This window comes from Enterobacter sp. MGH 33 (assembly GCF_000534535.1).
Lineage (GTDB): Bacteria > Pseudomonadota > Gammaproteobacteria > Enterobacterales > Enterobacteriaceae > Enterobacter > Enterobacter hormaechei_C.
The window spans coordinates 3181947-3208231 of record NZ_KI973212.1 but is presented as its reverse complement, the minus strand read 5'-3'; the positions used below and the strand labels follow the sequence as shown (position 1 = coordinate 3208231).

Annotated in this window: 20 protein-coding genes and 1 tRNA gene; 4 read left to right on the top strand and 17 right to left on the bottom strand. The window is 53.8% G+C overall.

The genetic code is table 11. From position 1 onward, the window contains the following. Window positions 1–47 precede the first annotated feature (47 nt). From L379_RS09020 to L379_RS09030, 3 genes are all read right to left on the bottom strand, one after another. Complete coding sequence (locus tag L379_RS09020) at window positions 48–929, bottom strand: nucleoside-specific channel-forming protein Tsx (RefSeq protein ID WP_032654160.1); 882 nt, start codon at window positions 927–929, stop codon at window positions 48–50. An 84-nt stretch (window positions 930–1013) separates the two neighbouring features. Beyond that, entirely contained in the window at window positions 1014–2576 is a 1563-nt protein-coding gene (locus L379_RS09025; protein WP_032648836.1) for a bifunctional metallophosphatase/5'-nucleotidase, read from the bottom strand. A gap of 128 nt (window positions 2577–2704) precedes the next feature. Then, window positions 2705–4258 (bottom strand): bifunctional metallophosphatase/5'-nucleotidase, encoded by a 1554-nt coding sequence (locus L379_RS09030; protein ID WP_032648835.1) that lies wholly within the window; start codon window positions 4256–4258, stop codon window positions 2705–2707. 132 nt (window positions 4259–4390) lie between these two features. On the opposite strand from L379_RS09030, the gene L379_RS09035 reads away from it, so the two are divergent. Next, entirely contained in the window at window positions 4391–5566 is a 1176-nt protein-coding gene (locus L379_RS09035; RefSeq protein ID WP_096159905.1) for a cytoplasmic protein, read from the top strand. A 105-nt stretch (window positions 5567–5671) separates the two neighbouring features. Here L379_RS09035 and L379_RS09040 read toward each other — a convergent pair whose 3' ends face one another. From L379_RS09040 to L379_RS09075, 9 genes are all read right to left on the bottom strand, one after another. Beyond that, on the bottom strand, window positions 5672–7198 hold the full coding sequence (locus tag L379_RS09040) for an aryl-sulfate sulfotransferase (RefSeq protein ID WP_032654156.1): 1527 nt from the start codon (window positions 7196–7198) through the stop codon (window positions 5672–5674). A 248-nt stretch (window positions 7199–7446) separates the two neighbouring features. Then, window positions 7447–7836, bottom strand: coding sequence for a M15 family metallopeptidase (locus L379_RS09045; RefSeq protein ID WP_032654154.1), 390 nt, complete (start codon window positions 7834–7836; stop codon window positions 7447–7449). After that, on the bottom strand, window positions 7823–8149 hold the full coding sequence (locus L379_RS25150) for a phage holin family protein (protein ID WP_017693121.1): 327 nt from the start codon (window positions 8147–8149) through the stop codon (window positions 7823–7825). The genes L379_RS09045 and L379_RS25150 overlap by 14 nt, the downstream gene beginning before the upstream one ends. A gap of 329 nt (window positions 8150–8478) precedes the next feature. Continuing rightward, a tRNA-Asn gene (locus L379_RS09050) sits at window positions 8479–8554 on the bottom strand. A 163-nt stretch (window positions 8555–8717) separates the two neighbouring features. Next, a complete protein-coding gene (locus L379_RS09055) occupies window positions 8718–10907 on the bottom strand; it encodes a TonB-dependent siderophore receptor (RefSeq protein ID WP_032654151.1) in 2190 nt (729 codons plus the stop codon). 26 nt (window positions 10908–10933) lie between these two features. Next, the gene (locus L379_RS09060) at window positions 10934–12259 is read right to left on the bottom strand and encodes a lysine N(6)-hydroxylase/L-ornithine N(5)-oxygenase family protein (protein WP_017383315.1); all 1326 of its coding nucleotides are present in this window, start codon (window positions 12257–12259) and stop codon (window positions 10934–10936) included. Further along, window positions 12256–13998, bottom strand: coding sequence for an IucA/IucC family protein (iucC, locus tag L379_RS09065; RefSeq protein WP_032654148.1), 1743 nt, complete (start codon window positions 13996–13998; stop codon window positions 12256–12258). The genes L379_RS09060 and iucC overlap by 4 nt, the downstream gene beginning before the upstream one ends. Beyond that, a complete protein-coding gene (locus tag L379_RS09070; RefSeq protein ID WP_032654145.1) occupies window positions 13995–14942 on the bottom strand; it encodes a GNAT family N-acetyltransferase in 948 nt (315 codons plus the stop codon). The genes iucC and L379_RS09070 overlap by 4 nt, the downstream gene beginning before the upstream one ends. After that, window positions 14942–16684, bottom strand: a complete 1743-nt coding sequence (locus L379_RS09075; RefSeq protein ID WP_032654142.1) for an IucA/IucC family protein — start codon at window positions 16682–16684, stop codon at window positions 14942–14944. The genes L379_RS09070 and L379_RS09075 overlap by 1 nt, the downstream gene beginning before the upstream one ends. 138 nt (window positions 16685–16822) lie before the next feature. Between L379_RS09075 and L379_RS09080 the strand changes: the two genes are divergently transcribed. After that, on the top strand, window positions 16823–18031 hold the full coding sequence (locus L379_RS09080) for an MFS transporter (RefSeq protein ID WP_015572420.1): 1209 nt from the start codon (window positions 16823–16825) through the stop codon (window positions 18029–18031). On the opposite strand, the gene mtfA is transcribed toward L379_RS09080, so the two are convergent. Next, complete coding sequence (mtfA, locus tag L379_RS09085; protein WP_017383320.1) at window positions 18028–18825, bottom strand: DgsA anti-repressor MtfA; 798 nt, start codon at window positions 18823–18825, stop codon at window positions 18028–18030. The genes L379_RS09080 and mtfA overlap by 4 nt on opposite strands. 266 nt (window positions 18826–19091) lie before the next feature. Between mtfA and L379_RS09090 the strand changes: the two genes are divergently transcribed. Then, entirely contained in the window at window positions 19092–19994 is a 903-nt protein-coding gene (locus tag L379_RS09090; RefSeq protein WP_003859540.1) for an L-proline-binding transcription factor PsrA, read from the top strand. Here L379_RS09090 and L379_RS09095 read toward each other — a convergent pair. The 3 genes from L379_RS09095 to L379_RS09105 all read right to left on the bottom strand — a co-directional run bounded on the left by L379_RS09095 (window position 19966) and on the right by L379_RS09105 (window position 23618). Further along, window positions 19966–20754: a substrate-binding domain-containing protein gene (locus L379_RS09095; protein ID WP_032654138.1), complete on the bottom strand. Its 789-nt coding sequence runs from the start codon at window positions 20752–20754 to the stop codon at window positions 19966–19968. The genes L379_RS09090 and L379_RS09095 overlap by 29 nt on opposite strands. Window positions 20755–20760: 6 nt before the next feature. Then, window positions 20761–22062: an MFS transporter gene (locus tag L379_RS09100; RefSeq protein ID WP_032654136.1), complete on the bottom strand. Its 1302-nt coding sequence runs from the start codon at window positions 22060–22062 to the stop codon at window positions 20761–20763. A 260-nt stretch (window positions 22063–22322) separates the two neighbouring features. Further along, window positions 22323–23618: a serine hydrolase domain-containing protein gene (locus L379_RS09105; RefSeq protein ID WP_032654133.1), complete on the bottom strand. Its 1296-nt coding sequence runs from the start codon at window positions 23616–23618 to the stop codon at window positions 22323–22325. Between the two features lie 95 nt (window positions 23619–23713). Between L379_RS09105 and L379_RS09110 the strand changes: the two genes are divergently transcribed. Then, the gene (locus L379_RS09110; RefSeq protein WP_032654131.1) at window positions 23714–24619 is read left to right on the top strand and encodes a LysR family transcriptional regulator; all 906 of its coding nucleotides are present in this window, start codon (window positions 23714–23716) and stop codon (window positions 24617–24619) included. Here L379_RS09110 and fumA read toward each other — a convergent pair. After that, complete coding sequence (gene fumA / locus L379_RS09115) at window positions 24608–26257, bottom strand: class I fumarate hydratase FumA (RefSeq protein WP_032654129.1); 1650 nt, start codon at window positions 26255–26257, stop codon at window positions 24608–24610. The two genes, L379_RS09110 and fumA, sit on opposite strands and share 12 nt — an antisense overlap. Between the last annotated feature and the right edge of the window lie 28 nt (window positions 26258–26285).

Below are 26285 nucleotides of genomic sequence, written 5' to 3'. Positions count from 1 at the left end.
TGGCATTATTATTTTATTCCTTAATGGCTAATTCCTTTTAGACATATTTAAAAAGTGTATCCGGCAGTTAAATAGTAGGCCCACCCCGTAGAGTCTATACGGGTAATCTGCCCTTTGCTATTATATGCTTTACTGCCTTCTTCAAATTGCCCACCATGATAGAAATAACGAAGGGTCGCGCCATAGCTCCAGTGAGAGTAAACTAAGCTGAGGATATGGGTAGAAACTATTGAGTCATTAGTACGGGAGTAAAAGGATTGCTCGCCACCTGATTCGTCTTTTAAGTCTGAGCCAAAATCAAAATTGGTGAAACCGATGTAATTTAGCTTGCCGCCAAACAGTGTAGTTAAAGGAATAGCATATTTTAATTTAAAGCGATATCCATCCCATTCGTTTTCGTTGGCGGCGTTATAATTATTCCCCTGGTATTTAGCGTAGATGTTTGCAGATAAAGTCATCGGTAATCCCGTATCAATATCCGTCCCAATTCCCATATACCAGGTACTTTGACGCTGTCCTTCGTTAGTACCCGCATCATAAATATAGTTGTGAGCAAAATACCATTCTTTAAATGGACCAACGCTCAAATCAAGTCCCGTTAATTTGTCGATGCTAAAACGTGGCTCTATTTCTGTAAAGAATGGCGAGCCATTGTCCCAAATACCAATGTCGTTGTCATTTCCCAAACCAAAAAATTTAGGTAAATCCGCATAGCCGTAAAAATCAAACCAATCCACATGTGCCCACGCACGGTATTCTGGATAGAGATCGGACCTTTTTTGTGGCCCAAAGCGAGTAGAGTTGCTGCCGACTATATTAATGCTTTGATGCCACCAGTCTGATAGATATTCATTATTACCAGAGTCCGCAAACGCAATGAAGGGGAGCATTATCAATGCGCCTGGTAAAAGATATTTCATTTTTTTCATGCGTGTATTTCCTTTAATGGGAGTATGTTGAAAAGCGAGTGGTATTTAAAATACATGTCAGTATTTAATCACTTCTTGTTTAATTCATTTTGCTGCGCTTACATCAGTCACCCTCATTTCATGATCGGGTTTAACTGGGCTATGCGCCTTCACATAATCAATAATTGAATCGGCAGAGGTAGTGCTGTTAATAGTTTTAATATTTTTCCCTTTTAAAAATGCTTCAAATCCATCGCCACCTGTCGCACAAAATGAGTGTGTAGCAACCCGATATATCCTGGTCGGATCTATGGGTTGATTATTGACAGTGAATTTAATGAGACGTTTGCCCAGCGGTTTTGTACTGTCATAGACAACATGAACGCTTTTTGATACTTGCAAAATACCATTGGTGAGATTAGTCGCATGGATCATTAAATCGGTGAGATCTTTTCCGGTAAGATCCATTTCAACCAGGTCATTATTAAACGGGAAGGTGGTAATAACATCGCCGTAGGTTAAATTTCCCTGTGGGAAATCAGCACGTATCCCTCCGCTGTTTTGTAATCCAACGACGGCATCCGGCACTTTTGCCATCATGGCATCAATTATCAAATTACCGACGGGTGATGATTCCCCATATGAACGCGTAAAGTGCGCCGTTGTCGAACCAATAACCTGGCCAGTGATTTTTTTCAGACTGGCATTCCACTCATCAATTTTAAGCTGTACTTTTGGATCAGGTTTATATTCATCAGAAAATACAGTGATTAATTCACCTTTGTAACGCTCAATTTTCTTCGTCTGAGGGTTAAAATCCAATACTAATTTACCAATGTCAGTACCATAGGCATCCGTTGAAACAATGAGAGTGTCATTAACTTTAATCGGTTCTGGCGTCCCTACATGGGCATGGCCTGTGATTAATACATCAATACCCTTAAATTTCTTCGCGGTATCGATATCAGCTTGTAGCATTCTGGCTACGTCTTTGTTTCCATAGCTTGACTGGCGCGCTGGCGTACCTTCATGAATAAGCAGCACGATGATATCCACTTTACCTTTTAAGGCATCAAGCCCTTTTTGAATATAAGGCTCTTCATCACGCGCCTCTGAACCAGCGTAAGCCTTAGCTGCAATCGTGTCATAAAATGCAAATTTCTGATGTACCCCGATTACGCCAATTTTGATGCCATCTTTTTCGACAACCGTCCAGGGGGTATTCCAGACGGGCTTTTCACTGTTGGTATAAAAAACATTACCTAACAAAATGGGGAAGTGTGCTCTTGATAACTGCTTAACCATGTTATCAACGCCATAGTCAAATTCGTGGTTTCCCACTGACACAGCATCAAAGGGCATGGTGTTCATGATATCAATAATGGCTTCGCCTTTGGTCAGGGTACTTATATAGGGCCCGGTAAAGTAATCACCTGCATCAAAGAAAAAAACATCTTTACTTATTTTCTTAGCATCATTGACGATGGTCGCTATATTCGCAAAACCTCCTACCAGACGTTCTTTGTCAACGGTGGGTAGTTTCCCAGGAGAGACATGAGCATGTAGATCGTTGGTATAGTAAATTGTTACATCTTTTGCATGAACTGAGGCGGTTAACGTTGCGAACCAACATAACGTAATCAGGCTCAGCTTTATATTTTTCTTCATAATCAATTCCCTTGAAAAAAATAATAGCTTGAAAAGGGTCCATGTAGAGGTATGAACCCTTAAACGTTTATTTTATTTCAATGCATTCATCACCAATGCGGCGCCAAAAGCCTGTATGGTAAGAACCTTTACTTTTTCACATCAGCAACGCGCATGCCGTTGAGCTGCTCATCCGTAATAGTGTTGCCCGCTTTGAAGTAATCGATCACGGCATTAGAAACGTAGTAACCGCCTGTTGTATTACGCGCTTTACCCTCGGTAAAGGTGGTAAAACCATCGCCGCCGTCAGCAAGGAAGCTCTGAGTGGCAATGTGGTAGACTGTCGCATCCTCAATCGGCTTACCATTAAGGGTAAATACGACGACCCGCTGACCGATTGGTTTACTGCTGTCATACTTCACCTCCAGGCCTTTTGAAACCTGCAAGACGCCATTACTTAAACTTGCGGCATGTTCCATCAAGGTGCGTAATTGTTTACCCGTAAGATCCATCGTGGCCAGCTCGTTAGGGAAGGGGAACGTACTGATGACGTCACCCATCGTAATCGCGCCCGACGGGATTTCATTGCGAATGCCGCCCGAGTTGGTCAAGGCTAGCTGAGTATTTTTACCCGCAGCCACCAGTAGAGCGTCCGCAGCCAGATTACCCAGCGGGGCTGATTCACCATACGCGCGCGTCAACTCAACCGGCGACTGCGCCACCGTTTGTTGAACTACTTTATCCAGTTTCTTATTCCAGCCGTCTATAACCTGTTTCGTTTGCGGATCGGGCTTCCACTCATCGGCGTAAATGGTTTTAAGCTCAAAATTTTTCATCGTAAACTGATGCGGCTTCGTGTAGTCCAGTACCAGTTTCCCCACATCAATGCCGCCGCTGTCGGTCGAGAGGATCAGCGTATTGCCAACTTTAATCGGTTCCGGCGTACCGACATGCGCATGTCCCGTAATCAGAATATCCAGACCTTTCACCTGGCTTGCAGTTTGAATATCTTTATCCAGTGCACGTCGTACGTCGGTCCCTCCCATACTGGACTGACGCGCCGGTGTACCTTCATGGACCAGCAATACGGTCAGGTCGACTTTGCCTTTCAGTTCATCCAGATAGCGCTGTAACCACTTAATTTCATCCCGCGCTTCAATGCCTACGCGCGTTGCCGCGGAGACGGTATCATTGAAGGCAAACACGCCGTGCAAACCAATGACGCCAATTTTCACGCCATCTTTTTCGACGATGGTATAAGGTTTATCCCAGAATAATTTGCTGCTGTTCTCATAGAATATGTTGCCCTGTACGACAGGGAATTTCGCCTGGCTTAGTTGTAATAATGTATTATCCCAGCCATGATCAAATTCATGATTACCTATCGTTACAACATCAAACGACATGGTATTCATAATATCAATAATTGCTTTTCCCTTCGTTAAGCTACTAATATAAGGGCCAGTGAAATAGTCACCTGCATCAAAAAACCATGTCGCTTTACTTTTGGATTTTTCCTCTTTTACCAGAGTAGTGATATTCGCCCAGCCACCAATATCCCGTTTGCCGTCAGCAATCCATGGTACTTTATAAGGTTCTACATGAGCATGGAGATCATTGGTATAAAGGATGGTGACATCCTTAGCGCAGGCCCAAAATGGTAATGTCGTCAGAATACCCGCAGCGATTAACTTTATCTTCATAAGTCGTTCCTTTCAGTCATATAAAGATTCGCTACTTTACGTTCTGAAAGGGTTTTTTATGCGAACCTGCTCACACACTTATGCAAGAGTTATGCGGCAAAATCACCGACCCATTCAAATCGTTGGTGATTAATATTGATTCTGTTTACGATTAATACCTGTAAATCGTTTGGTTGCCGTAATTTAGGGCTGCCAGTATCAGCATCCGAAGATTACAGTTGGCCAGACTACAGGCTAGGATATCCAGCATTGCACTGCCGGGCATGTGGGAGTTATCCCCCTCTGTTTAATGAACAACAATTTAATGAATGGCTTTTTTCTTGCTTAAGCGCCTATGCCTTAGAAAACGGTTATTTTTGCCCTGAATGTTATTGCGCGAAAACTATTTGTTATGGTTATAACCCACGGGGGACACAGCGCGTTCAGTGCCGCGCCTGCAAAAAAGTCTGGACACCCAAACAGCAAAAGCAAAGAAAAATAGTGTATCCAGAACGTATTGAAACTGTGTCACTGGTTGTACCGTTCCAGGGGAGAATTGCAGAACAGAAATTGTATGTCCTGATCAGTTTTGATGCCATCCGCGGTAATATTATTCATCTCTCTACTAATTTTACTGAGCATCAAAGTGGGGAAACATTACGTTATCACTGGAAGGGAAATATCGAGCCTGATTTGCATCACGCTGATATTGTAAAACGCGTTGATATGCGAGAGACACAGTTTCTGCGTCGGAGCCAGTTCGATGAAATACAGTATGGAAGCGCGGCTCTGAAATGTAACGCCAGAGGTTCGATTGTGCGCCCGGTGATAGCGGCTCACGGGCATTTTCGAATACTGAATCTCCTCTTTCCTGAGGTAAAGATGCATGTTATTTCACACGAATGCTTTCTTCGGGGAGCAGTCATTACCGCCTGGGCAAATTTGTTTCGCCTGGGGCAAGGTGAAATGTGGTTTATAGAAGAAGAAATCAACGATAATGATAGTGATATACCCTGGAATTTTCAGAGAACGTCACAGCATGGCTGGTGGCAAAGTCAGTGGCAGCTTTGGGAGCAGGGAAGAAACCGTAAGATGGTTTGCCCATTAACAGGGGGGGATAGCAGTAACGCTAAAAGGCTCTCTTTAACGGCCAGCAGGTGCTTTATCAACTGGCTATATAAACAAACGCATTTTAGTCGCAGCGCGCAACTATCCGCAGGGCGGGTGACGCAAATACTACTTTCCCTGGCGCAAGACTATAACGATAAATTTACATTAGCGCCTTCAGGTATGAATAATGGCTCAATCTTTTCGGCGATGAAGTCATGACCTGTGCGCTTCGTATATAGCATCAAGGGGTCATGGCTCGACATGACCCCCTATTAACATATGCAGTGATCAATTGCATCTGTTCCAGATTGTTACATCATTTGATTAATTTGCATAAATAGATGCCGCAGTGATGACGTCAGTAAGCTCCGTTTCATTAAATAATCTTGCACGGTAGGCCTCCCCTGGGTATTGAGGAGCGCCATCAGATAAAGAAATCACATCATAGATAGAGGCAACCATATTACCGTCTACGTCACTGATAAAGAATGAGCGCGCATGGCAGGTAAAAATAGTGAAATAATCACCATGATCAAACACGCCTCCCATAAAGTCGGTCCATTGGAGGATAGGCGTCGTTGGGAGTTCAACAGGCGCATGAATCTCAACAGCGGTGCCTGCTGCTAAGTCGACCGCATAGAACAGAATGCGGGCTGGATCTGTTTGATAGGGGTCCGACGTCGCTGCGTCATTTATCGGACGAATTACGGGGTTGCCATTTTCATCTACGCAAGATCGGTTATCGAACACTGATAAGACAAATTTTCCTGCGGTAGGATCGATACTGGCAGAAAAAGCACTATTATTCGTAATGCACACCGTATGGGCACCATTTTCAAAATGAGTAATACCCGAATTATCAATATGAATAGTCGCTTGTTTTGCCGGGAACTGAGGGTTGAAATTACCTGTGTCGATTGCCCACAAGATACTGCCATCAACGATAGAGATACCAAAAGTTGTACTCGTTGTGCGAGAATGGACAATAATGGCTTCTTCGTTATTTGGGCTGCTTGCAATCCATGTAAGAGAGTTAAAATGGACATCATTAGGCGTATTGTTATTCAGAATTTGAGAACCACTATATTCGCTGGTATAGTTTTTCGCCCAAATCATTTTCCCTGTCTGATCGTTAAATTTCAGAACCAGCGCATCTTGCGCCATCGTGTTGGTTAGTCGGTTAGGGCTATCGGTGCCAAACATATAAATGTCGCCCGCGGAGTCCCAGACTACATCATGAGTATTTGCATAGTGATTGCCATCAGCATCACGCATGTCGAATTCAAGGACGACATTGCCCATGATATCAATTTTGAAAAAGCTACGGCCGTACCACGCCATATCTTCGTCGCTGCCGGTATAGAGGTAGCCATTGTGGATCCGCAGCGGTTGGAGATGATAAACCGATAAGAAGTTAAAACGCAGGTCACCATTTTGGTCATAACCTCGGCCAGTGGATTCCATTAACCAACTGTTTCCCCATACAGAGGTAAATAGTGCAGGATCGGTTTGCTCAATATCGAGGTGGAAGATGACAGATGTATCATATTCCTGATCTTCTGTACTGATGATAAATGGCTGATTGAAAACTTCAGTACCCGTGTCATCCTTAAATACGACCTGCACACTGTTTGCATATTGCGCATAAAGACCAATAACAGGGATTTTAATGGTTTGAGTAATACCATAAATGAGATCCGATGTATAGGTAAAATCTACGCTGGTTGGACTGGTCGTCCTTTTTGTAACAGTGTAAGAATAACTTACCGGGGTATCTGAGGTAAAATAAAGGTATGCAGCGAGCTGGTTGTCGGCTGGTGCAAGTTCAGTTTTAATATAAGTAATTGTCATGATGGTATTCCTTTTATTTCATTCAATAAGATATATGGTTTTTTTTGTCAGCGCAATTAAGCATCGCCTGTATAAATAACGAGTAAATAAACGCCTGATGGATAATTTTGTGCTGTGATAATTAAAAGCGATTTTGTATTCTCATTCTCCTATTATAAAATTTATGTAAAAAGAACATGGTTAATCATCCGGAAAATAACGATGCGCTGTATTCTCTGCGGAAATATACATATCAAAAGTGTTAGGTTCTATTCAGGATACATCTTTCGTGATAGCTGAAAATGAACGCCATCCTTTATTTCCGTCCAGTTGCCACCCCACTCAATATCAACTGATAACTCCTTAGCGGCCTGAAAAACAGCCGTTGCAATTGTCTGATAATGTTTAAAATCCCATGAAACGGTACCGTTGATGACCGCGAATACATCGACGGCGTGCCCCGTTAAATGCCTGCTTTTAGACGTTAAGGATTTCCCTGATGCTAATAGCTCAAGCTGTCGTTTTTGGTTTCTTACCCCTTCAGAAATACCGAAGTCAACAGGCGATAATTTCAATGCTTTTCTCATCACCTCCGAAAGATCTTTATGTACTCCTTTAAGGTTCTTTTCAGTCTTTCTACTAAATTCATGATTTATCATTACTATCTCCAGAGATTTTCTTCCAGTAATAATTAAGAGCAACAACACCCATTGCACCTGATATACCGCTGACTGCAAGTGAAGTATGAAATACTGAACCAAGGCTTTGTGACATCAACCCAGCAAGTACACCGGTAAATCCTGATACAATAATTTGTGCTAACGCAGAAAATAAACTTCTTCCCGACTGGCCTGACTTAACGTCAAGGAGATATCTGACAAGTCCTCCCCACGCGCCAAATAATATTATGTAAAGCCAGCTAAAAAATGCATTTGATGATGGGTCTTTCCATGGCAAAGCAATTACCTCCATAGGGTATATAAGTAAAAAACTTTAACTCTTGATGAGATTATTTTTCCTGGTCTAACGATTTGCTTTTGCTATGCGGTAAATAATAAACGTTGAGCAATCCCGTTTTGTGATGAATATCACACGGAATGTAATTAATAGTTTTCGCCGATCGATATTTGATGAATGATAGTTATGTGTTATTAATATTAATGATTCTATTTATTAGTGGAATATATAACAGGGACAGGTGAGGAAGTGGGGGTAAACACTAAAACGGCAACGGGCGCCGTCCTGCATTTCTCATGCGCTGAAAAGCAAAAAGCCTGCTCTAAAAGCAGGCTTTTCAAATTTGGCTCCTCTGACTGGACTCGAACCAGTGACATACGGATTAACAGTCCGCCGTTCTACCGACTGAACTACAGAGGAATCGTGTGAACGAGGCGCATATTATCGACCTGCGTGCGCCTTGTCAAAGGGGAAAACACCGTTTTTGTTCGTTTGCCGAGAATTTCAGCAAACCGATGATTTAATAGCAAATTTGCTTTCAAATTGCACAGCATAATGCGCCGCCCGCAGGCGGCGCGCAGGATCAGAACAGAACGGAGTAGTTCAGGCCAAACGTACGTCCACGGCCTTTATAAGTATAAAGACCCGGTGAGCCATAGGTTGGGCTATACAGCCCCGGTGCGCGCTGGCCCCAGGCGGTGGTGTAGTCTTTGTCCAGCAGGTTTTCCACGCTGAAGCTGACTTTGCCCACCGGCAGGGCGTAGCTGCCCAGGAAATCAACGGTGTTATAGCCATCAATCTTCTTACCGTCGGCGTCAGACACGTCGAAGGTTTGTGTGCTCTGCACGCGCAGGGCCCAGTCGCCCGGCGCCCAGTTAACCCATGCGCTGGCTTTAGACGGGCTGGCGCTGTCGACCGTCAGCTTCTCCCATTTCCCGTTTTCACGCGTTTCGGACTTGATGGCGTTAAAGTTCGCCCCGGTGCTCCAGTCGCTGTCGGTGAAGAAATAGTCCACCTGGCCTTCAACCCCATAGATACGACGTTTATCGTCCTCCAGGTTGATGGTCATGTCGCTCTTGTTGATGGTGATGGTTTTATCCGAGAGCGAGTAGTACGCCGCCACCTGGGTACGCAGGTTATCGCCGGTGAAGCGCCAGCCCAGCTCGTAAGCATTGACCTTAATACCGTCCAGCGTTGAGTCGTTCACGTTGACGCTGTTTTGCAGGCGATAGTGACCATCGACCAGCTGATAGGTGCCGGAGCCGTAGTACTTCGCCAGGTCCGGGATCTCGAAGCCCTGGGAGAAGTTAAACCACAGCTGCTGCTGTTCGGTCAGACGTCCAAGGATCCCGGCGTTAAACAGGAAGTTGTTGTAGTCGGTTTTCCCGCCCGGCACCGCGTCAGCGGAGGTCGCTTTGCCCGTGGCGATTGCCTGCTGCTGGGCGTAGCCGACAAAATCGTCCACCTTGTTTTCGGTGTACTGGTAACGCACGCCGCCGCTCAGGGTGATGGCGTCAATGTCATAGCTGGCTTGCAGGAACGGCGCGAGGTTGGTAATGCTGTAACCCGGATAACGGCCCACGTTGTAGGCATTGTCCAGCTCCATGCCGCCGCTCGCCGCCGCTTTGCTCAAGTCAAAGAACTGCTGGTTGGCATCGAACGTTTCATGATCGGCGTCCACACCCCAGGTGAGGGTCAGGTCGTCCATCGGCTTGCTGTTCAGCGTCAGCTTGCCGCCGTAAAAATCGGTTTTCTGCTGGGACGCGCCAATGCTGGTCACCGCGCCTTTGCTCAGCGTCGGGAACGGGTAATAGGTCAGGCTCTCGTCACGGTAGTAAATCTGCGCAACCAGATCCTGACCCCAGAAATCGGTGTTCGAGTATTGCAGGTTGATCAGGTGACGCTCTGTGCCCGGGATACGGTCAGAGTTCAGGTTGTCTTTGTTATAGGCTTTGGCATCGCCCGTGACCGCAGCGAAATTCTCCCCAAGGAACAGGCCGTGCTTGCCGTCGGATTCGCTCTTGTAGTACTGCGTGGTTAACTGGAGCTGCTGATGATCGTCGATGTTGATGGTGCCTGTCCCCATCACGTCGATACGGTCGGAATACTGCAAGCCGGTCTGGGTGTTATCGATAATCACCTCGTCGCCGTTGCCGTCATACCAGCCGCCGTAGCGCTGATAGGAGACCGACAGACGGCCAGAGGCGTTGTCATTGCCGCCGCTCACGGCTGCGGAGACGTTCTCATCATGGTCGTTATGGCTGTTAAACCCGCTTTTTGCCCCGGTCTGGAACTCCACTTCGGTCTCCGGCTGGCCTTTTTTGGTGACGATGTTCACCAGACCGCCGGTACTGCCGCCGCCGTACAGCGAGGTGGCGCCGGAAATGACTTCGATACGGTCAATGTTGAACGGATCGATAGAGTCGAGCTGGCGGCTGTCGCTGCGGGAAGAGTTCAGACGTACGCCGTCCACCATCACCATCATGGAGCGACCGCGCAGGTTCATGCCGTAGTTGGTACGTCCCTGGCTGCTGACGTCCATGCCGGGGATCAGCTGGGCCAGCACGTCTTTAATCTCTTTCCCGCCCTGAACCTGCTGCTCAATTTCCGCCCGCTCAATAACCCAGGTGGTTTGCGCCATCTCTGCCACGCTGCGATGTGCCCGGCTGGCGGAGACCACAATATCTTCTTCCTTTTGTTCTTCCGCCCACGCAGAGGTAGAAAGCATGGCAAGCAAGCACGGATTTAAAACCCAAAGATGAGAACGTTTCATTGTTATGTTGATCCTGAATGTGTGTGTCAGTACTCGGTGGTCTTCATTAATGATTTAAAAACCTGGCTGCTCTCCGGGCTGGTGGTGCTCCGCCAGTGGATCACGCCGGGGGTGGTTGCCAGCTCAAACGGCTCGTCATCGTGAGCGCGATTCAAAATTCGCGCCGCGCGCCAGGCCATCAGGCTGAGCTGGGGTTCGGCAATACCGAGACGGTGCATCCCGGCATTGACGGCAAACAGGCGGTTGCTCTGCGGGCCGTCCCATTCAAGGGTGAAATCGTTGTTGATGCAGAAGGCTTCATTCTCATCCAGACGCAGTCGGGAAGAGAGCGGGGCGAGAAACGCGGGCTGCACGGCGCGGTAGCCGGTGGCGAAAATCACCACGTCGCTCTCCAGCTGTTCGCGCCCGCCGTCCAGGTGATGCTGGATGCTGAGGCGATGTCCGGTTTCCTGGCGCGTCAGCGCCGTCACCGAGCGGGACGGCATCAGATGCGCCCAGGGTTTTTCGCGCAGCACTTCGAAGCGGTGATACATGGCGCGATAGATGGCCAGCAGCGACTCCGTGGTGATCCCGTCGGAGGTCATCTTCTGCTCCTGCAACATCTGACGTCGGGCATCGTCACCAAGGGTCGAGAAGCTGTCCACGTACTCCGGCGTGAAATACTCATTGGCAAACGCGGCTTCATCCAGCGCGTTGTAGTTGTTGCGGCGCGACACCCAGTTGAGGCTCAGCGGCTGCCCCCACTCCCCACGGAAGATATTTAAAAACAGATCCGCACCGCTCTGGCCGCCGCCGACGACGGTGACGCGCTTGCCCGCTAAATCCGGCGTGCGCAGCATCATTTCGCTGGCGTGGAAGCAGGTGTCGTCCTGCGCGGTGACGCAGTCTGGGAGATTGATCTGCTTCCCAATCCCCACGCAGACGTGGCGCGCCAGGAAGCGATCCCGCTGGGTCACGACCTCAAACAGGCCGTTTTGCTCATCAAAGCTGACCTGCTGTACCTGCTGGCTGAAGGCCAGGTTAGTGAGGTTATCTGCCGCCCAGCACAGGTAGTCGGCAAACTCCTCGCGCGACACGGTGCGCTGCTCGGTGGTGAGGAAACGGTAGAACTTTTTGCGCTGTACCAGATAGTTCAGGAAGCTGTGGCGGTTGGTTGGCTCCACGGCGCTGACCAGATCCTTCAGGAAGCTGGTCTGCATATGGCAGTCCGGCACCATCATCCCCGGGTGCCAGGAGAAGTGCGGCTTGCGTTCAAGAAACAGCGAGCTAAAACCGTCCAGCCCCTCTGCCAGCGCGGCAATACTGAGGTTGAACGGACCGATACCAATGCCGATGAAATCATAGGTTTTCATTGCGCTGACTCCTGGGAGACCAGAAAAAGAGGGTTATCAAGATCGCAGACGTAGTTCGGCAGCATGCGGCTGCCGCCGTCGTGTTCAGAGAAGGTCAGTTTGACCGGGTTGAGGATCACGCGAATAATCTGCGGCTTAAACAGGTCGAATTTGGCGAAGCGCGCCGCAAGATCCGGATGGGCGGCCATATAGCGACGTAACACCAGCGCCAGGATCTGATAGAAGCGGGTTTCGCTCACGCCGCATTGCAGGGTGAGGTGGGATATAAAGCGCAGCACCGTGACAAAGTTGCCGGTTTGCAGGTCGTGGATGATGTAATCCGCGCTGAGGCGCGCCGTCACCGCTTTTACCTGCTCAGGCAGGCTCTGCGCCTGCGGGAAATCTTCATCCACCAGGCGCATATCGCCCTGAAAATCCTTCAGGAAAATTCGCTGCGGAACGTAATCTTTCATCACCAGCGTGACGTTCTGGCCGTGGGCGATGAGCGCCACCCCGTAGCGACAGAGCAGGTGATAGAAGGGGATCACCGTCGCCTCAAACAGCTTTTCCAGCCATGCGTCAGCGGTTAACCCCGAGCGTTTGATCCACGCGTCAATCAGCGGGCGCCCCTGGTTATCGGTTTCCATCAGCGCCGCCATCAGCACCGCCTGTTCGCCATCCTGTAAATAGCAGGATGGGTTCTCGCGCCAGATCACCCCCAGCATCTCCTGATAGCGGTACGGCGCCTCAGGCAATGCGGCATAACCCGGATGCGACAGATATCCGGCTGCGGGTTCGCCAAGCACCTGCGCCCCGGAGTGAATCAGCGTGGCATCGCTGGCGAACTGCTGCTGTAGCCAGCGCGAGGCCAGCGGACCGGTGGCGATATACTTGCCCGGAATACCGCGATAGCAGGAGGTGTTGTAGATGGTCAGCGGCAGCTTGATGTCATACGGCGTGCGACGGCTGGCGTTGGTCAGCGTGCGCAGGGACTGCTGCGCCAGATACTCATCGCCGAACTCACCCAGCTCTACCATCTCACCGCGCGCGAGCTGCGCCAGGAAATGAATGGCAATTTTTTGCTGCCACTGCCACGGGTGCAGCGGCACCGGCAGCCAGCTGTCGTCCAGATCCAGCTCCTGCCAGCGGGCGTCGAACCGCTCGCGCTCGGCATCGTCCATGGCGCTGGAGAGCAGGGCGTTAATATCGCAATCGGCGTCGCTGCTCCAGACCAGACGCTCGCGCTGCACGGCGACCCAGTGCAGGCGGAAACGCCCGCGATATTCCGGCGCGTACAGGCGCAGGGCATCCAGCCCCCAGCCGCGGCGTCCCTTGTTGAAAATAAATTTCGGGTGACCGCGCATCAGGCACTGTAGTTCGTCCGGGTCGAGGTGGATCAGCGCATCGGCATCCAGCGTTTCACGCGCCTGCAACAGCTGCATGTCACCCCGCAGCGTGGCGTAGAGATCTTCCATGTGCTCCGCCGTTTGCGCGTCGCTCATCTCCAGCACGGTGGCCAGTTGCAGCAGCGCGTTTTCCGCTTCGACCGCCGCGCCGCTGGTGGTGGTCAGGGTATCAGGGTCAATATGCAGCCAGCCCCATATCCCACGCGTGGCGCGAAACTGCCAGCACGCGTTGCCCATACTGATGCGCCAGTTGTCCGCCGAAACCGGCTCGGCGCGCAGGGTGCGTTCATATTCCAGTTCGGCGAGGATCTTCGCCACCATCTCGCGGTTCACTTTCTGCCAGAGTGCGTTCACAGTTCCACCTCGTGGAAGAAGCGGTGACGCTCGCTCATGATCAGACGGGAGCGTTTGTGCGGGAAGTCGAACTCTTTCACCGTGTCGAAACCGGCGGACGCCAGATGGCGGAACAGACGCTGGTTGTCGAAGCGCGGCTCGGCGACAATGCGCGTGGTGCGCGGTTCATCGAGATACAGATAGTGGCTCAGGCCGCGCAGCCAGCTGCGGATGTATTGCGCGCCGCGCCAGTTTTCTTCACCCACCAGCATGTGCAGCCCGCGGTCAAACGGCTGCCAGCGGTAGTGGCGACCAATGCGATCTTCTGCCGCACAGTAGAGTTCAAAATAGCCGAACGGCTGGTCATTGAAGCAGCCGATAACCGGGTAGCAGTACGTCGAATCAAGCTGGCGGCGCAGGTAGTTTTCCTGCTCGGCCTGCGGTCCCGCCATCTCCCAGAAAGCGTTCACGCGCGGGTTATTCATCCAGCGGGTAAAGCGCTCGCCGTCCTGGGCCACATCGGCCACGCGGAAGCTCAGGGTGCGTTTAATTTGCGGATCGTAACGGCGATACACCTCACCCTGCGGGCGGTGAGGGCGCAGCGGGAAGTACAGCTGACGGCTTTCGTCAAACTGCATTCCGCCGCTCGCCTGTGGACGTTCGCCTTTCAGCCACAGCGGCAGCTGCCAGAAAATTTCACGCGCCAGATAGTCCCCGTGAACGAGGCTAAACAGCGCCTGCGCCTGAGGTTCATCCTGCCAGGCTGCCCACGGCAGGGTAATGCCGGTCAGGGCGGGCGCGGCAACAAACAGCTGGTCGAGGGCGTCCACCAGCCAGCCGTCCGGGAGCCCGGTCAGCCGCTCCAGCACCGCGCTGCCGTCGAGACCCAGCGTCAGCGGCAGGTTTTGTTCCGTGACCGTGCAGCGAAAGCCGTAGCCGGAATGGACGATATTCGCGTTTGCCATCACGCCTTCTCCTTATAAAACGGGTTGCTAAAGTCGAAATAGATCACCGCCGGATCGACGATGGTGTTTTCGTTGCGATCGTGCAGGTAGCAGAAGAAGTTGCCTTTGCAGTTCCAGGTCGGGCTGTCGAGCACGTAATCGAGGCAGCGGGTCTGCTTCGCCGTGGTGCGCAGTTCGGCCAGCGCGTCACGCACGCGGGACATCAGGTTCTCTTCGCTGTCGAAGCCGGCGGCGGCGAGCGCGGCGGTGACGGCAAGGGTAGAGTTCAGCAGCAGGTAATAAGGGAAGTAGCGCAGCAGCTGGCTCTCACCGAAGCGGTTTTCCACCTCGGTTTCACCTGCCTCTTTCAGCCACGCGTCGGCCCCTTCGGTCCAGGCGCTGCCCTGGCAGTCGCGGTAGATCAGCCCAACGGGGAAATCCTGCTGCATCTCAACGAGGATATTTTGCTGGTGCGCCAGCAGGACCAGACCGTAGTCCGCCTCGGCGCTGAACAGCGGAAGCAATACCCGGTCGCAGTAAGCGTCCAGCCAGCAGCGCGCGGCCTGGGCGAGCGGGAGATCCAGACGCTGGCTCAGACGACGCACCGCCGCGGCGAGCAGGCTGTCGCCGCCGTCCGGCGCGGCCTGGGTCAGGCTCACCAGCACGTTGGTTTGCGTTTCAGGGGTATCGAACAGCAGGTTGACGCGCAGGGCCATCAGGCTCTCTTCCTGGACGACGCCGTGCTCATCGCACAGCCCCGCCCAGCCGTCCTCCTGCATCACGCGCATGGTCGGGTAGCGCGCCTGAAGTTCCTGCCAGCGTGCCGTTTTCGCCAGTCGCGCCAGGCGCATGCCGCGCTTAACCTCTTTCACCGACAGCGTGCGCACGGAGTTGGTCAGCCGCACGCTCAGGGAAAACTTAATCATGTCGCTGTTGGTTTCACTGTACAGCGAGCGGGAAGAGCTGGTGGGCAGCCATTGCGCACCGGCTTCGCCCAGATCGCGCAGGGCGCCTTTTTCTACCAGACGCTGGCACCAGTCCTGCTCCAGCAGATAGTCGGCCTGCCACGGGTGCATCGGCAGCAGCCAGCAGGTGTCGGTGAAATGACCGAGAAGGGCCGGCGCGCTCTGCGCTGCAAAGCGCAGCAGACGTTCCCGCAGGGAGACATTCAGGCTGTCGCCGGTAATCAGCTCATGCTCAACCGCAAACCAGCGCAGCGGGAAGCGGGAGGCGAAATCCGGCAGATAGCGACGCGCCTCGACCTCGTTAAACGGCTCGTGCGACTTTGGGGCAGGATGAAAAGCATGGCCGACCAGCAGCGCCTGTTCCGCTTCGGCAAACGTCAGCGGCTTATCGCGCAGGTTTGCCCAGTTGTGGCGTAAATCAATGGCCTGCCAGGTGTGCGTATGGCTTTCCAGGACGCGCTGCTTAAAGCGAGCCAGCGTATCAGCATCCAGATCGCCTTTTACCGTCTCATTTTGAATAATGAAATCAATCAGTTGATGGAATGTGACCGTGTCACCGCCGTCGCTGTCGGCCTGAATCAGCGTTGCCGGAAAACGATACTGGTGATGCTGCGTGGGGGAGAAATAGCGTACCGGAACCCGAATGGCCTGGGTTGGGGAGAGCGGGATATGAATCTGTGATAACTCATCCGCACGGGTTGCGGGAAGATAATGCCAGTCCTTCGTTTCGCGCAGCAGCGCGTTCAAAAAACACTGGGCCGCAACATCTGTACCGGCGGAGCGGGGCAGAGTACGCATAGTTGTACCTCATTCCATGACTGATAATAATTCTCGTTATGATATTCATTCTGTTTACAGTGGCAACTATTTTTGCAATATTTGTTTTCATAAACTTCATAATTTCCACACATTTATTGACATTATCTTCACAATTTTATGCGCACCCGTACTGAGAATCTCACTGACGTTGTGACCCCTAAAGCTAACTGGCCCCTGGCACTGGGCGCCGGTTTATTAGGTATTGGGCAAAACGGTTTGCTGGTTATGCTGCCGCAACTGGTCTCCCTGACCGGACTGTCGCTCTCCGTCTGGGCCGGGCTGCTGATGTTCGGCTCGATGCTCTTTTTACCCGCATCGCCCTGGTGGGGACGCCAGAGCGAGCGGCACGGCTGTAAGATCGTTATGCTGGCCTCGCTGGGCGGCTATCTGGCGAGCTTTGTCGTGATGGCGCTGGTGGTCTGGGCGATGGCGAACGGCGCGCTGAATGCTCTCTGGGGAATGGCAGGCCTGGTGCTGTCGCGCATGCTGTACGGCCTGACGGTATCAGGGCTGGTGCCTGCGGCCCAGACGTGGGCCATTCAACGCGCGGGGCTGGATAAAAGGATGGCGGCGCTGGCGACGATAAGCTCTGGCCTTAGCTGCGGGCGTCTGCTGGGACCGCCCCTGGCCGCGCTGATGCTCAGCGTCAGCCCGGTCGCACCGCTCTGGCTGATGGCGCTGGCGCCGTTTATCGCGCTGCTGCTGGTGCTGCGCGAAGCCGCCGATCCCCCGCTGCCGCCGGTGGCGCACCAGTCGACGCGGTTACAGGCCTCCATGCTGCCTTTCCTGGTGCTGGCACTGCTGCTGGCGGCGCTGGTCAGCCTGATGCAGCTTGGTTTATCGCCGCATCTTCACCCGTTATTTAATGGCGATGCCGTGCAAATCAGCCATCATGTCGCGCTGCTGCTGAGCCTGGCCGCGCTGGCGACCCTGGCGGCGCAGTTTCTGGTAGTACGCCCGCAGCATTTTACCCCGAGAGTTTTACTCTTAATTGCCGCGGTCTTGATGGTGGCGGGTCTTGGGCTGATGTGTCTCGCCAGTTTAGCCCTGTTCTACGTGGGAATTGTCATCACTTCGCTGGGGGCCGCCATGGCAACGCCGGGATACCAGCTTTTGCTCAACGATCGGCTGACGACGGGCAAAGGCGCAGGGGTGATCGCCACCAGCCATACGCTGGGGTACGGGGCCAGCGCGCTGCTGGTACCCGTGGTGACGCGCTTTTACGGTGAGCAGTTTTTGATTACTGCCGCATGGGGAATGGCGCTGCTGTTTCTCGCGGTGAGCGTGTGGGTACGATCGACCGATCGTACCTCTGCTGAACATTAGTGGAACGGATGAGAGGATGTGCTGGCTGCGTCCTCACTTTGCCGCAGACGCTGAAGCGGATCCTGCTGATAAAAATGGCAAAAACGCTGCCACAGCGCCGGGAAGCGCGGAGCGAAAAGCTCAGGTGCGCTAAAGAAATACTCGGACAGTACCGCAAAACACTCGGCGGGATCGGTCGCGGCATAGGCATCAATGCTGGCCGCGCTTTCACCCACCAGGTCTATCTCATCCTGAATGTTTTCCATCGCCGCGTGCAGGTCGTGCTCCCATCCCGCGACTTCACGCAGCGGGATCAGCGGCACGCCGCTGGCGCGATCGCCGTTGCGGGTATCCAGCTTATGCGCCACTTCGTGAATGATCAGGTTGAAGCCCGAGGCATCGAACGAGTCCTGAATATCCAGCCAGTTGAGGATGATTGGCCCTTGCTGCCAGCTTTGCCCGGACTGCACCATACGCTGGTTGTGCACCAGCCCGATGTCATCCTCCCACTCATCATCGACGATAAACGGCGCCGGGTAGATCAGCACTTCGTGGAAGCCATCCAGCCATTCGATACCCAGCTCCAGCACCGGCAAGCAGAAGAGCAGGGCGATGCGGGAATTTTTAAGCGGATCCAGTTCGAAGCCCTGTAGCGGTACCAGCCGTTTTTGCTGTAAAAAACGCTCGGCCAGCTGAATCAGCTTTGATTGCTCTTCAGGCAAGAGATTCGCCAGCACGGGGATCGCCAGAGCCTCATCCCAGGGCAGCGCCATATTTCGACCAGCGTCGTTCGTTTTCCAGGGCCACTTAATCATCGCTTTGCTCGTTACTCGCACGTGAACAAAATGGAAAGGTCAGGGGCTGTTAGCATGCCAACATACTCTGTTAAGCAGTATGACACTCCTCTTCGGCTGCATGCAGACTGGCAGCCTGTTTAAGAGGAATCCAGCCCGCATAAACTATCACTATGTGCCGTCAGGTTGATAGCGCTTTAGGGGTATCCCCTTCATTTTGTGAAGTATGTCGTGCGCGACTATGATAAATCTCTTCTTACCCTACCGTGCTTAAGGATCCCGTCAGTATGCCCGTCAATTTTGACCTCAACGATCTCTATGCCTTCCGCGCTTTACTGGAATATGGCAATTTCCGTCTTGCGGCGGAGTCTATCTGCCTTTCCCAGTCGGCGTTGAGTCGCAGAATTGAAAAGCTGGAGGCGGCACTGGGGACAAAACTGTTCGACAGAACCACCCGGCGCGTCACGCTGACCCTGTATGGACAGACCTTTGCCGACCGATGCGGACAGCTGCTTGCTGATGTGGAGTCCATGCTTTCGGATATCGATAAGGCCAGCGAGGAGCGTACGGGGCTAATCACCGTGGCGACGGTGCCGTCCGCCGCCTGTTACTTTATGCCGGATGTTATCCGCCGCTTTCAGTCCCGTTACCCCCGCGTGCGCATAAAACTGATCGACAGCAGCGCCGGAAATGTTATCGAGGCCGTCACCCGCGGACAGGCGGATTTTGGTATCTGCTTTGCCCGGAGCTTGCAGCCCGACATCGAGTTTGTCCCGCTGGTGGAGGATGTCTACGTGGCCGCCTGCCGGCGCGACAGCCCGCTTGCAAAAAGAAAAAGCCTGACGTGGCAGGCTTTTTATCAGCAGGATTATATCGGTCTGGATAAGACCTCCGGCAACCGCAATCTTCTCGACCAGCGGGTCGGGCATATTCGGCCTGAGCGCCCCAGCATCTGCGAAACGCGGCACGTGACGACCATGCTGGGGATGGTTGAAGCCGGGATCGGCATTGCGGCCGTTCCCGCCATGTCAATGCCCCGCGCAGAGCATTCGCTGCTGACGTCGGTACCTTTAACCGAGCCTGAGGTCAGGCGAACCGTGGGGCTGATCCGCCGCCGCGGGCGGATCCAGTCCTATATTGCTGCCGAACTCGAAACGCTGATTACCGAGCAGTATCGCGAGGTGCACTGACGGGCGTTAAGCCCGTTGCCGTAATGACGCTGGCGGCCTGTGGCGAAGAGAGAAAGGCCAGCAGCGCTTTTCCCTGTTCGGGATGGTCAGCCTTCTGCGTTACGGCACCGGCGAAACGGGTAATGTACTGCATGTCGTCAGGCAACTTACCCACAAACATCACCCCCGGGACCGGCAGAAGCTCGCTCACCTGCTGAAAGCCGAGATCGTATTTCCCTTTTGCCACTTCAGACGCCACCGGGATACGCTCAACCCGGTGCGCTTTATCGTGGACCTGGCCGTCGATGCCCAGCTTACGGAACAGCTGGCTCTCTACATACCGGCCGCTGGCGCTGTCGGAATAAGCCATGGAATGCGCCTTCAGCAGCGTTTGCCGCAGGGCAGGCACCGTACTGATATCCGGCACCGGCGCGCCCGCTTTGACGACCATCCCGACGGGCGAATCCGCCAGCTCCACGCGGGAGCCCGCCGCCGTCCTGCGATCCTGTTCCAGTTTCGCCAGCGCATCGCCCACCATAATCACCACGTCCGCTTTTTCGCCCCGGGCGAGCCGGGCCGGAATGGCCTGCGGCGTTTTGCCCATCGACGGGCCGGAGATCACAATGAGCCTGTCGCCGCTTTGCGCTTCGTACTGCGGCGTCAGCTTCTCCAGCGCCGCTTTGAAGCCGCCAGAAATCATCACCGTCACATCCTGCGCAAGCGCGCCCGCGCTGAGGGAGGCGAAGGTCAGGGCGGCAATCACCGTTCTGAATGTAAGCATGAGGGATCACTCCTTAACGGCAGTTTGCAGGATTAACGTGCGACGACGATAGAGATAAAGCGTTGCCAGCAGGGCGCAAACGGCGGCAAAGCTCATCCAGTAGCCCGGGGAGGCTTTGTCGCCGGTGTACTCAATTAAGGCAGTCGAAATCACCGGCGTGAAACCGCCAAAGACCGCCGTTGCCAGGCTGTAAGCCAGTGAGAAGCCCGCCACGCGCACCTCTGCTGGCATGATCTCCGTCAGGGCCGGGATCATCGCGCCGTTATACAGGCCGTAGAGGAAAGAGAGCCACAGCAGCACGGTCAGCATCATTGAGAAGCTCGGGGCTGCGGCCAGCATCGTCAGCGCCGGATAGCTGGTCGCCAGCGCCAGCAGCGTCATGGCGATCAGCACCGGTTTACGCCCGAAGCGATCCGACAGCGCGCCGCCCACCGGAAGCCAGATGAAGTTGGACACCGCCACCAGCAGCGTGACCAGAAGACTGTCCGACGCGCTGAGCATCAGGACTTTTTTACCGAAGGTCGGCGCGTAAACGGTGATCAGGTAAAACGCGGTGGTGGTCATCGCCACCATCAGCATGCCCGCGACGACTACCGGCCAGTTGGCGAGCAGCGTTGTGAAGACCTGACGCATTGCCAGATGGTGGCGACGGGCGCTGAATTCCTCGGTCTCTTCGAGCTTGCGGCGCAGGAAAAAGATAAACGGCACAATCAGACAGCCAAACAGGAACGGAATACGCCACCCCCATTCGCGAATGGCACTCTCTTCCAGCACCACATTCAGCGCAAAGCCCATCGCCGCCGCGATCATAATGGCGACCTGCTGGCTACCCGACTGCCAGCTGGTGTAGAAACCCTTGCGGCCCGGCGTGGCGATCTCCGCCAGATAAACCGAAACCCCGCCCAGCTCGGCGCCTGCCGAAAAACCCTGCAACAGGCGGCCGGTCAGCACCAGCAGCGGCGCCCACAGGCCAATGCTCTGGTAAGAAGGGATCAGCACGATCAGGAAGGTTCCGGTGGCCATAATTGACAGGGTGACGATCAGCCCTTTACGGCGACCCACTTTATCAATGTAAGCCCCCAGCACAATGGCCCCGATCGGACGCATCAGGAAGCCCGCGCCAAAGACGGCGAAGGTCATCATCAGGGACGCAAATTCACTGCTTGCCGGAAAAAAAGTATGGGCGATGTAGGTGGCATAAAAGCCGAACAGAAAGAAGTCGAATTGCTCAAGAAAGTTGCCCGACGTGACGCGGAAAATCGCGCCCGCTTTGGCACGAAGCGTTGCAGGTGAGGTTGAGGAAACCATGATTATCTCCAGTTTTATAGTGACGTTATGCTCGTCTGTTTCTGAAAACTGGATCAGGAAGTGGAAATTAATAAGCGCAAATAGCGCATGGACTGATGCGTGTGGTGCATTAATGACAAAGCGTTGACCAGTATTTACATATTCAACAATAACTTAACATTTCGGTGATCTTTTATTTACTCGATTTCGCTAAGTTGCTGATATATCGGTTTTGTGACATCGCGCAGGTGAGAAGCCAGGCGGGGCCTGGCTTGGGATTATCAGCGCAGCGCGTTCGCAATCGCGCTAAACATCAGCGACGCTTCCAGCGGCTGAGCGCTGAATGACGGCTCTGCCTGCGGCCAGGTGGACCACTGGACGATAACCAGATTTTCTTTCTGATTAACCATGATCATCTGACCAAATATACCCAGCGCCCACAGGGAATCCTTCAGCGAATTTTCGACTTTCGGCTCCACGTGTGTGGCGGTGGCTGGTACTTCGTTGTTCCACCACTGGTAGCCGTATAACCCCTTCGGATGCGCGTCGGACACCGATCCTTTGGCCTGTGTCCAGGCTGAGGACTGTTTCACCCAGCCCTCGGGGAGGATCTGCTTCCCGTCCGGCAGCGTACCGTTATGCAGGATAAACTCCCCGAAACGCCCCCAGTCTTCCAGCGTGGCGTTGAACCCATGCGCACCCACGTCGTGCTGGCCTTTGCTGTAGGCATGCCACACGCCGTCGCTCGCCATGCCGTACGGCTGCCAGATGGTCTTCTCCAGATACGCCGCGAGCGTCATGCCGGTGGCGCGCTCAAGCACATCGCCTAACAGCCAGGCGCCACCCGAGGAATAGGACCAGTTTTCGCCCGCCGGGTGTTCACGGTGTAACCCCTTCACCAGGGTGCGCACGCAGTTGTAGGTGCCCGGCTTCGCTTCGCATTCGGTAAGCCGGGCGAAGTCAGATTGCGGGTTGGTGTAATCTTCGTTCCACGCCACGCCAGAGGTGTGGGTGATGAGCTGTTTTAGCGTTACGCCCTCCCAGGCGGTGCCTTTTAAGTCAGGTTCGTATTGGGTGACAAGGTCGTCCAGGGAGTGGATTTTCCCTTCTTTAATTGCAGCACCCACCAGCGCGGAGACCACCGATTTGCCCACGGAACGCGACGTCCAGAGCGTTGAGTCGGTATTGCCTTCACCCAGGTATTTATAGGCCACTTTGCCATTTTTCAGCACCAGCATGCCGCTGACGTTCTGGCGTTTCAGGTAATCCTGAAGAGTGTAACTCTTACCCTTCACCTGATAGCGGGCATCGGTGAGCGGTTTTTCTGCGGGCAGCAGCGGCGTAGCGTTGCCGTGGCGGAACACATCCCCTGCGTAGTTGCGGTAGTCATTGCGAAAGCCCACCACGCGATCGGCCTGGCTCCAGGTGAGCATGGTATGCGCGTCCGGGAGTCTGGCATCGAAAGGCGCCGGACAGGTGGTGAGGTCGGTACCGTTGCAGGCCGCCATAACGGCGGGCGAGAGCAGGCTGCTGACAACCAGCGCCGCGAGCAGCGTGCGGTTTGTTTTGATTTTCATATTTATCTCGTTTGGCTCAGGAAGGACTTCAGTTTAAGAACCTGCGGCCTATAATAAAAAACGCGTTATGGGGGAAAATCCCCCGTAAAAATTGCGTGGAGAATGGCGTGGCATCACTGATCTATTCCTTTGCCCAGCTTGAGGCGTTCACTGCCGTCGCTGAACACGGCAGCCTGATGAAGGCGGCCAGTAAACTCGGCAAAGATCGTACTACCCTGCGGGATCTGATCGATTTCCTTGAGGATGGGCTGGGCTATGCTCTGTTCCTGCGGGAGGGGCGCAGCCTGCGCCTGACGCCGGAGGGGGAGCAGCTTCAGCGGCAGGCGCACCTGCTGATGCGCCAGGTCAAAGCGTTTGAGGCGTTTGCCAGATCGGTACCGGACAGCGCGACGCAGGACATCGCCCTCGCTTACGATCCGTTCACCCCCAGAGCTTTTTTACAGGCGCTGATTGCCACACTGGCGACGAAAAAGATCCGCCTGAGCCTGACCAGCGCATCGCGCGATGAGGCGGAAGCGATGCTGGCAAACGGTCAGGCCGATCTGGGGATCTGCCAGGCGCGCAACCGCAGCGTGGGCAATGAGATGGAGTGGCGGGCGCTGGGGGCGATCGAAATGGATTTTTACGCCGCAACGGCGCTTTTTGCGGAGGTTGCGTCGCCGGTGTCGCTGCTCAATCTCTCTCTGGTGCCACAGGTGATTATGCATCCCGCGTCAGACGAGCCGGTTGCCCGTCGCCTGCAAATTTCAGGGCACACGCTTTTCACTAACGAACTGGAGATGCTGCGCGGCCTGCTGGAGAAGGGCTGCGGCTGGGGGTTTTTACCGACCCATCTTCAGGCAACGCAGTGGAAAAATGTAAAAAGGCTGCCCACCGAAGTGGGCAGCCAGGGGATAAGCCAGACGATGGTCACTATCTGGAAGCCGGGCAGCGACAAGCGCGGGTTGATCAACGATACGCTGTCGCTGCTTCCGGCGTTATGGAAACGCTCAGCGCTGTGAGCACCCTTTGCACTGTTTATTCTGGATCTGCTGGAAGAAGTCGTTGCCTTTGTCATCCACCAGGATAAACGCCGGGAAGTTCTCCACTTCAATTTTCCAGATGGCTTCCATTCCCAGTTCAGGATACGCCACGCACTCCAGGCTCTTGATGCTGTTTTGCGCCAGCACCGCCGCCGGGCCGCCGATGCTGCCGAGGTAGAAGCCGCCGTGCTTATGGCAGGCGTCGGTGACCTGCTGGCTGCGGTTACCTTTGGCCAGCATGATCATGCTCGCACCGTGGGATTGCAGTAAGTCTACGTAGGAGTCCATACGCCCGGCGGTGGTTGGGCCTAAGGAGCCAGACGCGTAACCTTCTGGCGTTTTCGCCGGGCCTGCGTAGTAAATCGGGTGATCTTTAACGTACTGCGGCAGTTCTTCCCCGTTGTCGAGCAGCTCTTTCAGCTTCGCATGGGCGATGTCACGCGCCACGATGATGGTGCCGCTCAGCGACAGGCGGGTGGAGACCGGGTGCGCGGAAAGCTGCGCCAGAATGTCGGGCATCGGCTTGTTCAGATCAATGCTTACCACGTCGCCTTCTCCCTGCTGGCGCAGGGATTCAGGAATATACTGGCCCGGGTTGTGCTCCAGCTTCTCAATCCAGATCCCGTCGCGGTTAATCTTCGCCTTGATGTTGCGGTCAGCGGAGCAGGAGACGCCCATGCCGATCGGGCAGGAGGCGCCGTGGCGCGGCAGACGGATCACGCGAATATCGTGCGCGAAGTATTTCCCGCCGAACTGCGCGCCAAGGCCGAGGTTTTGCGCTTCCTGAAGCAGTTCCTGCTCGAGCTGGACGTCGCGGAACGCCTGGCCGTGCGCATTGCCTTCGGTTGGCAGGCCATCGTAATAGCGCGCAGAGGCGAGCTTGACGGTTTTCAGCGTGGCTTCCGCTGAGGTGCCGCCGATAACGAAGGCGATATGGTAAGGCGGGCAGGCCGCGGTGCCCAGGGTCCGCATCTTCTCAACCAGATAATTTTTCAGCTTCGCCGGGGTGATCAGCGCTTTGGTTTCCTGATACAGATAAGTTTTATTGGCGGAACCGCCGCCTTTCGCCATGCACAGGAATTTATACTCGTCACCATCAACGCTGTAGAGGTCGATCTGCGCGGGCAGGTTGGTGCCGGTGTTCACCTCTTTATACATATCCAGCGCCGCATTCTGCGAGTAGCGCAGGTTGTCTTCAATATAGGTGTTATACACGCCCTGACTCAGCGCCGCTTCGTCACCGCCGCCGGTCCAGACGCGCTGGCCTTTCTTACCCATAATGATTGCCGTACCGGTATCCTGACAGGTGGGCAGCACGCCTTTCGCCGCAATCTCGGAGTTGCGCAGGAATTGCAGGGCAACGTACTTATCGTTCTCGCTGGCTTCCGGGTCGCTCAGAATAGCCGCAACCTGCTTCTGGTGAGAGGTGCGCAGCATAAATGCCGCGTCGTGGAAGGCCTGCTGTGCCAGCAGGGCCAACGCCTCTGGCTCGACTTTCAGCACTTCCTGACCGTCGAACTCGGCAACGGAAACGTGCTCTTTGGTCAGCAGATAATATTCGGTGTCGTCATGCGCGAGGGGGAAGGGGTTCTGGTAGATAAAGGGTTTGTTTGACATAGCTTGCTCCACAAAAATTTAACCGCCG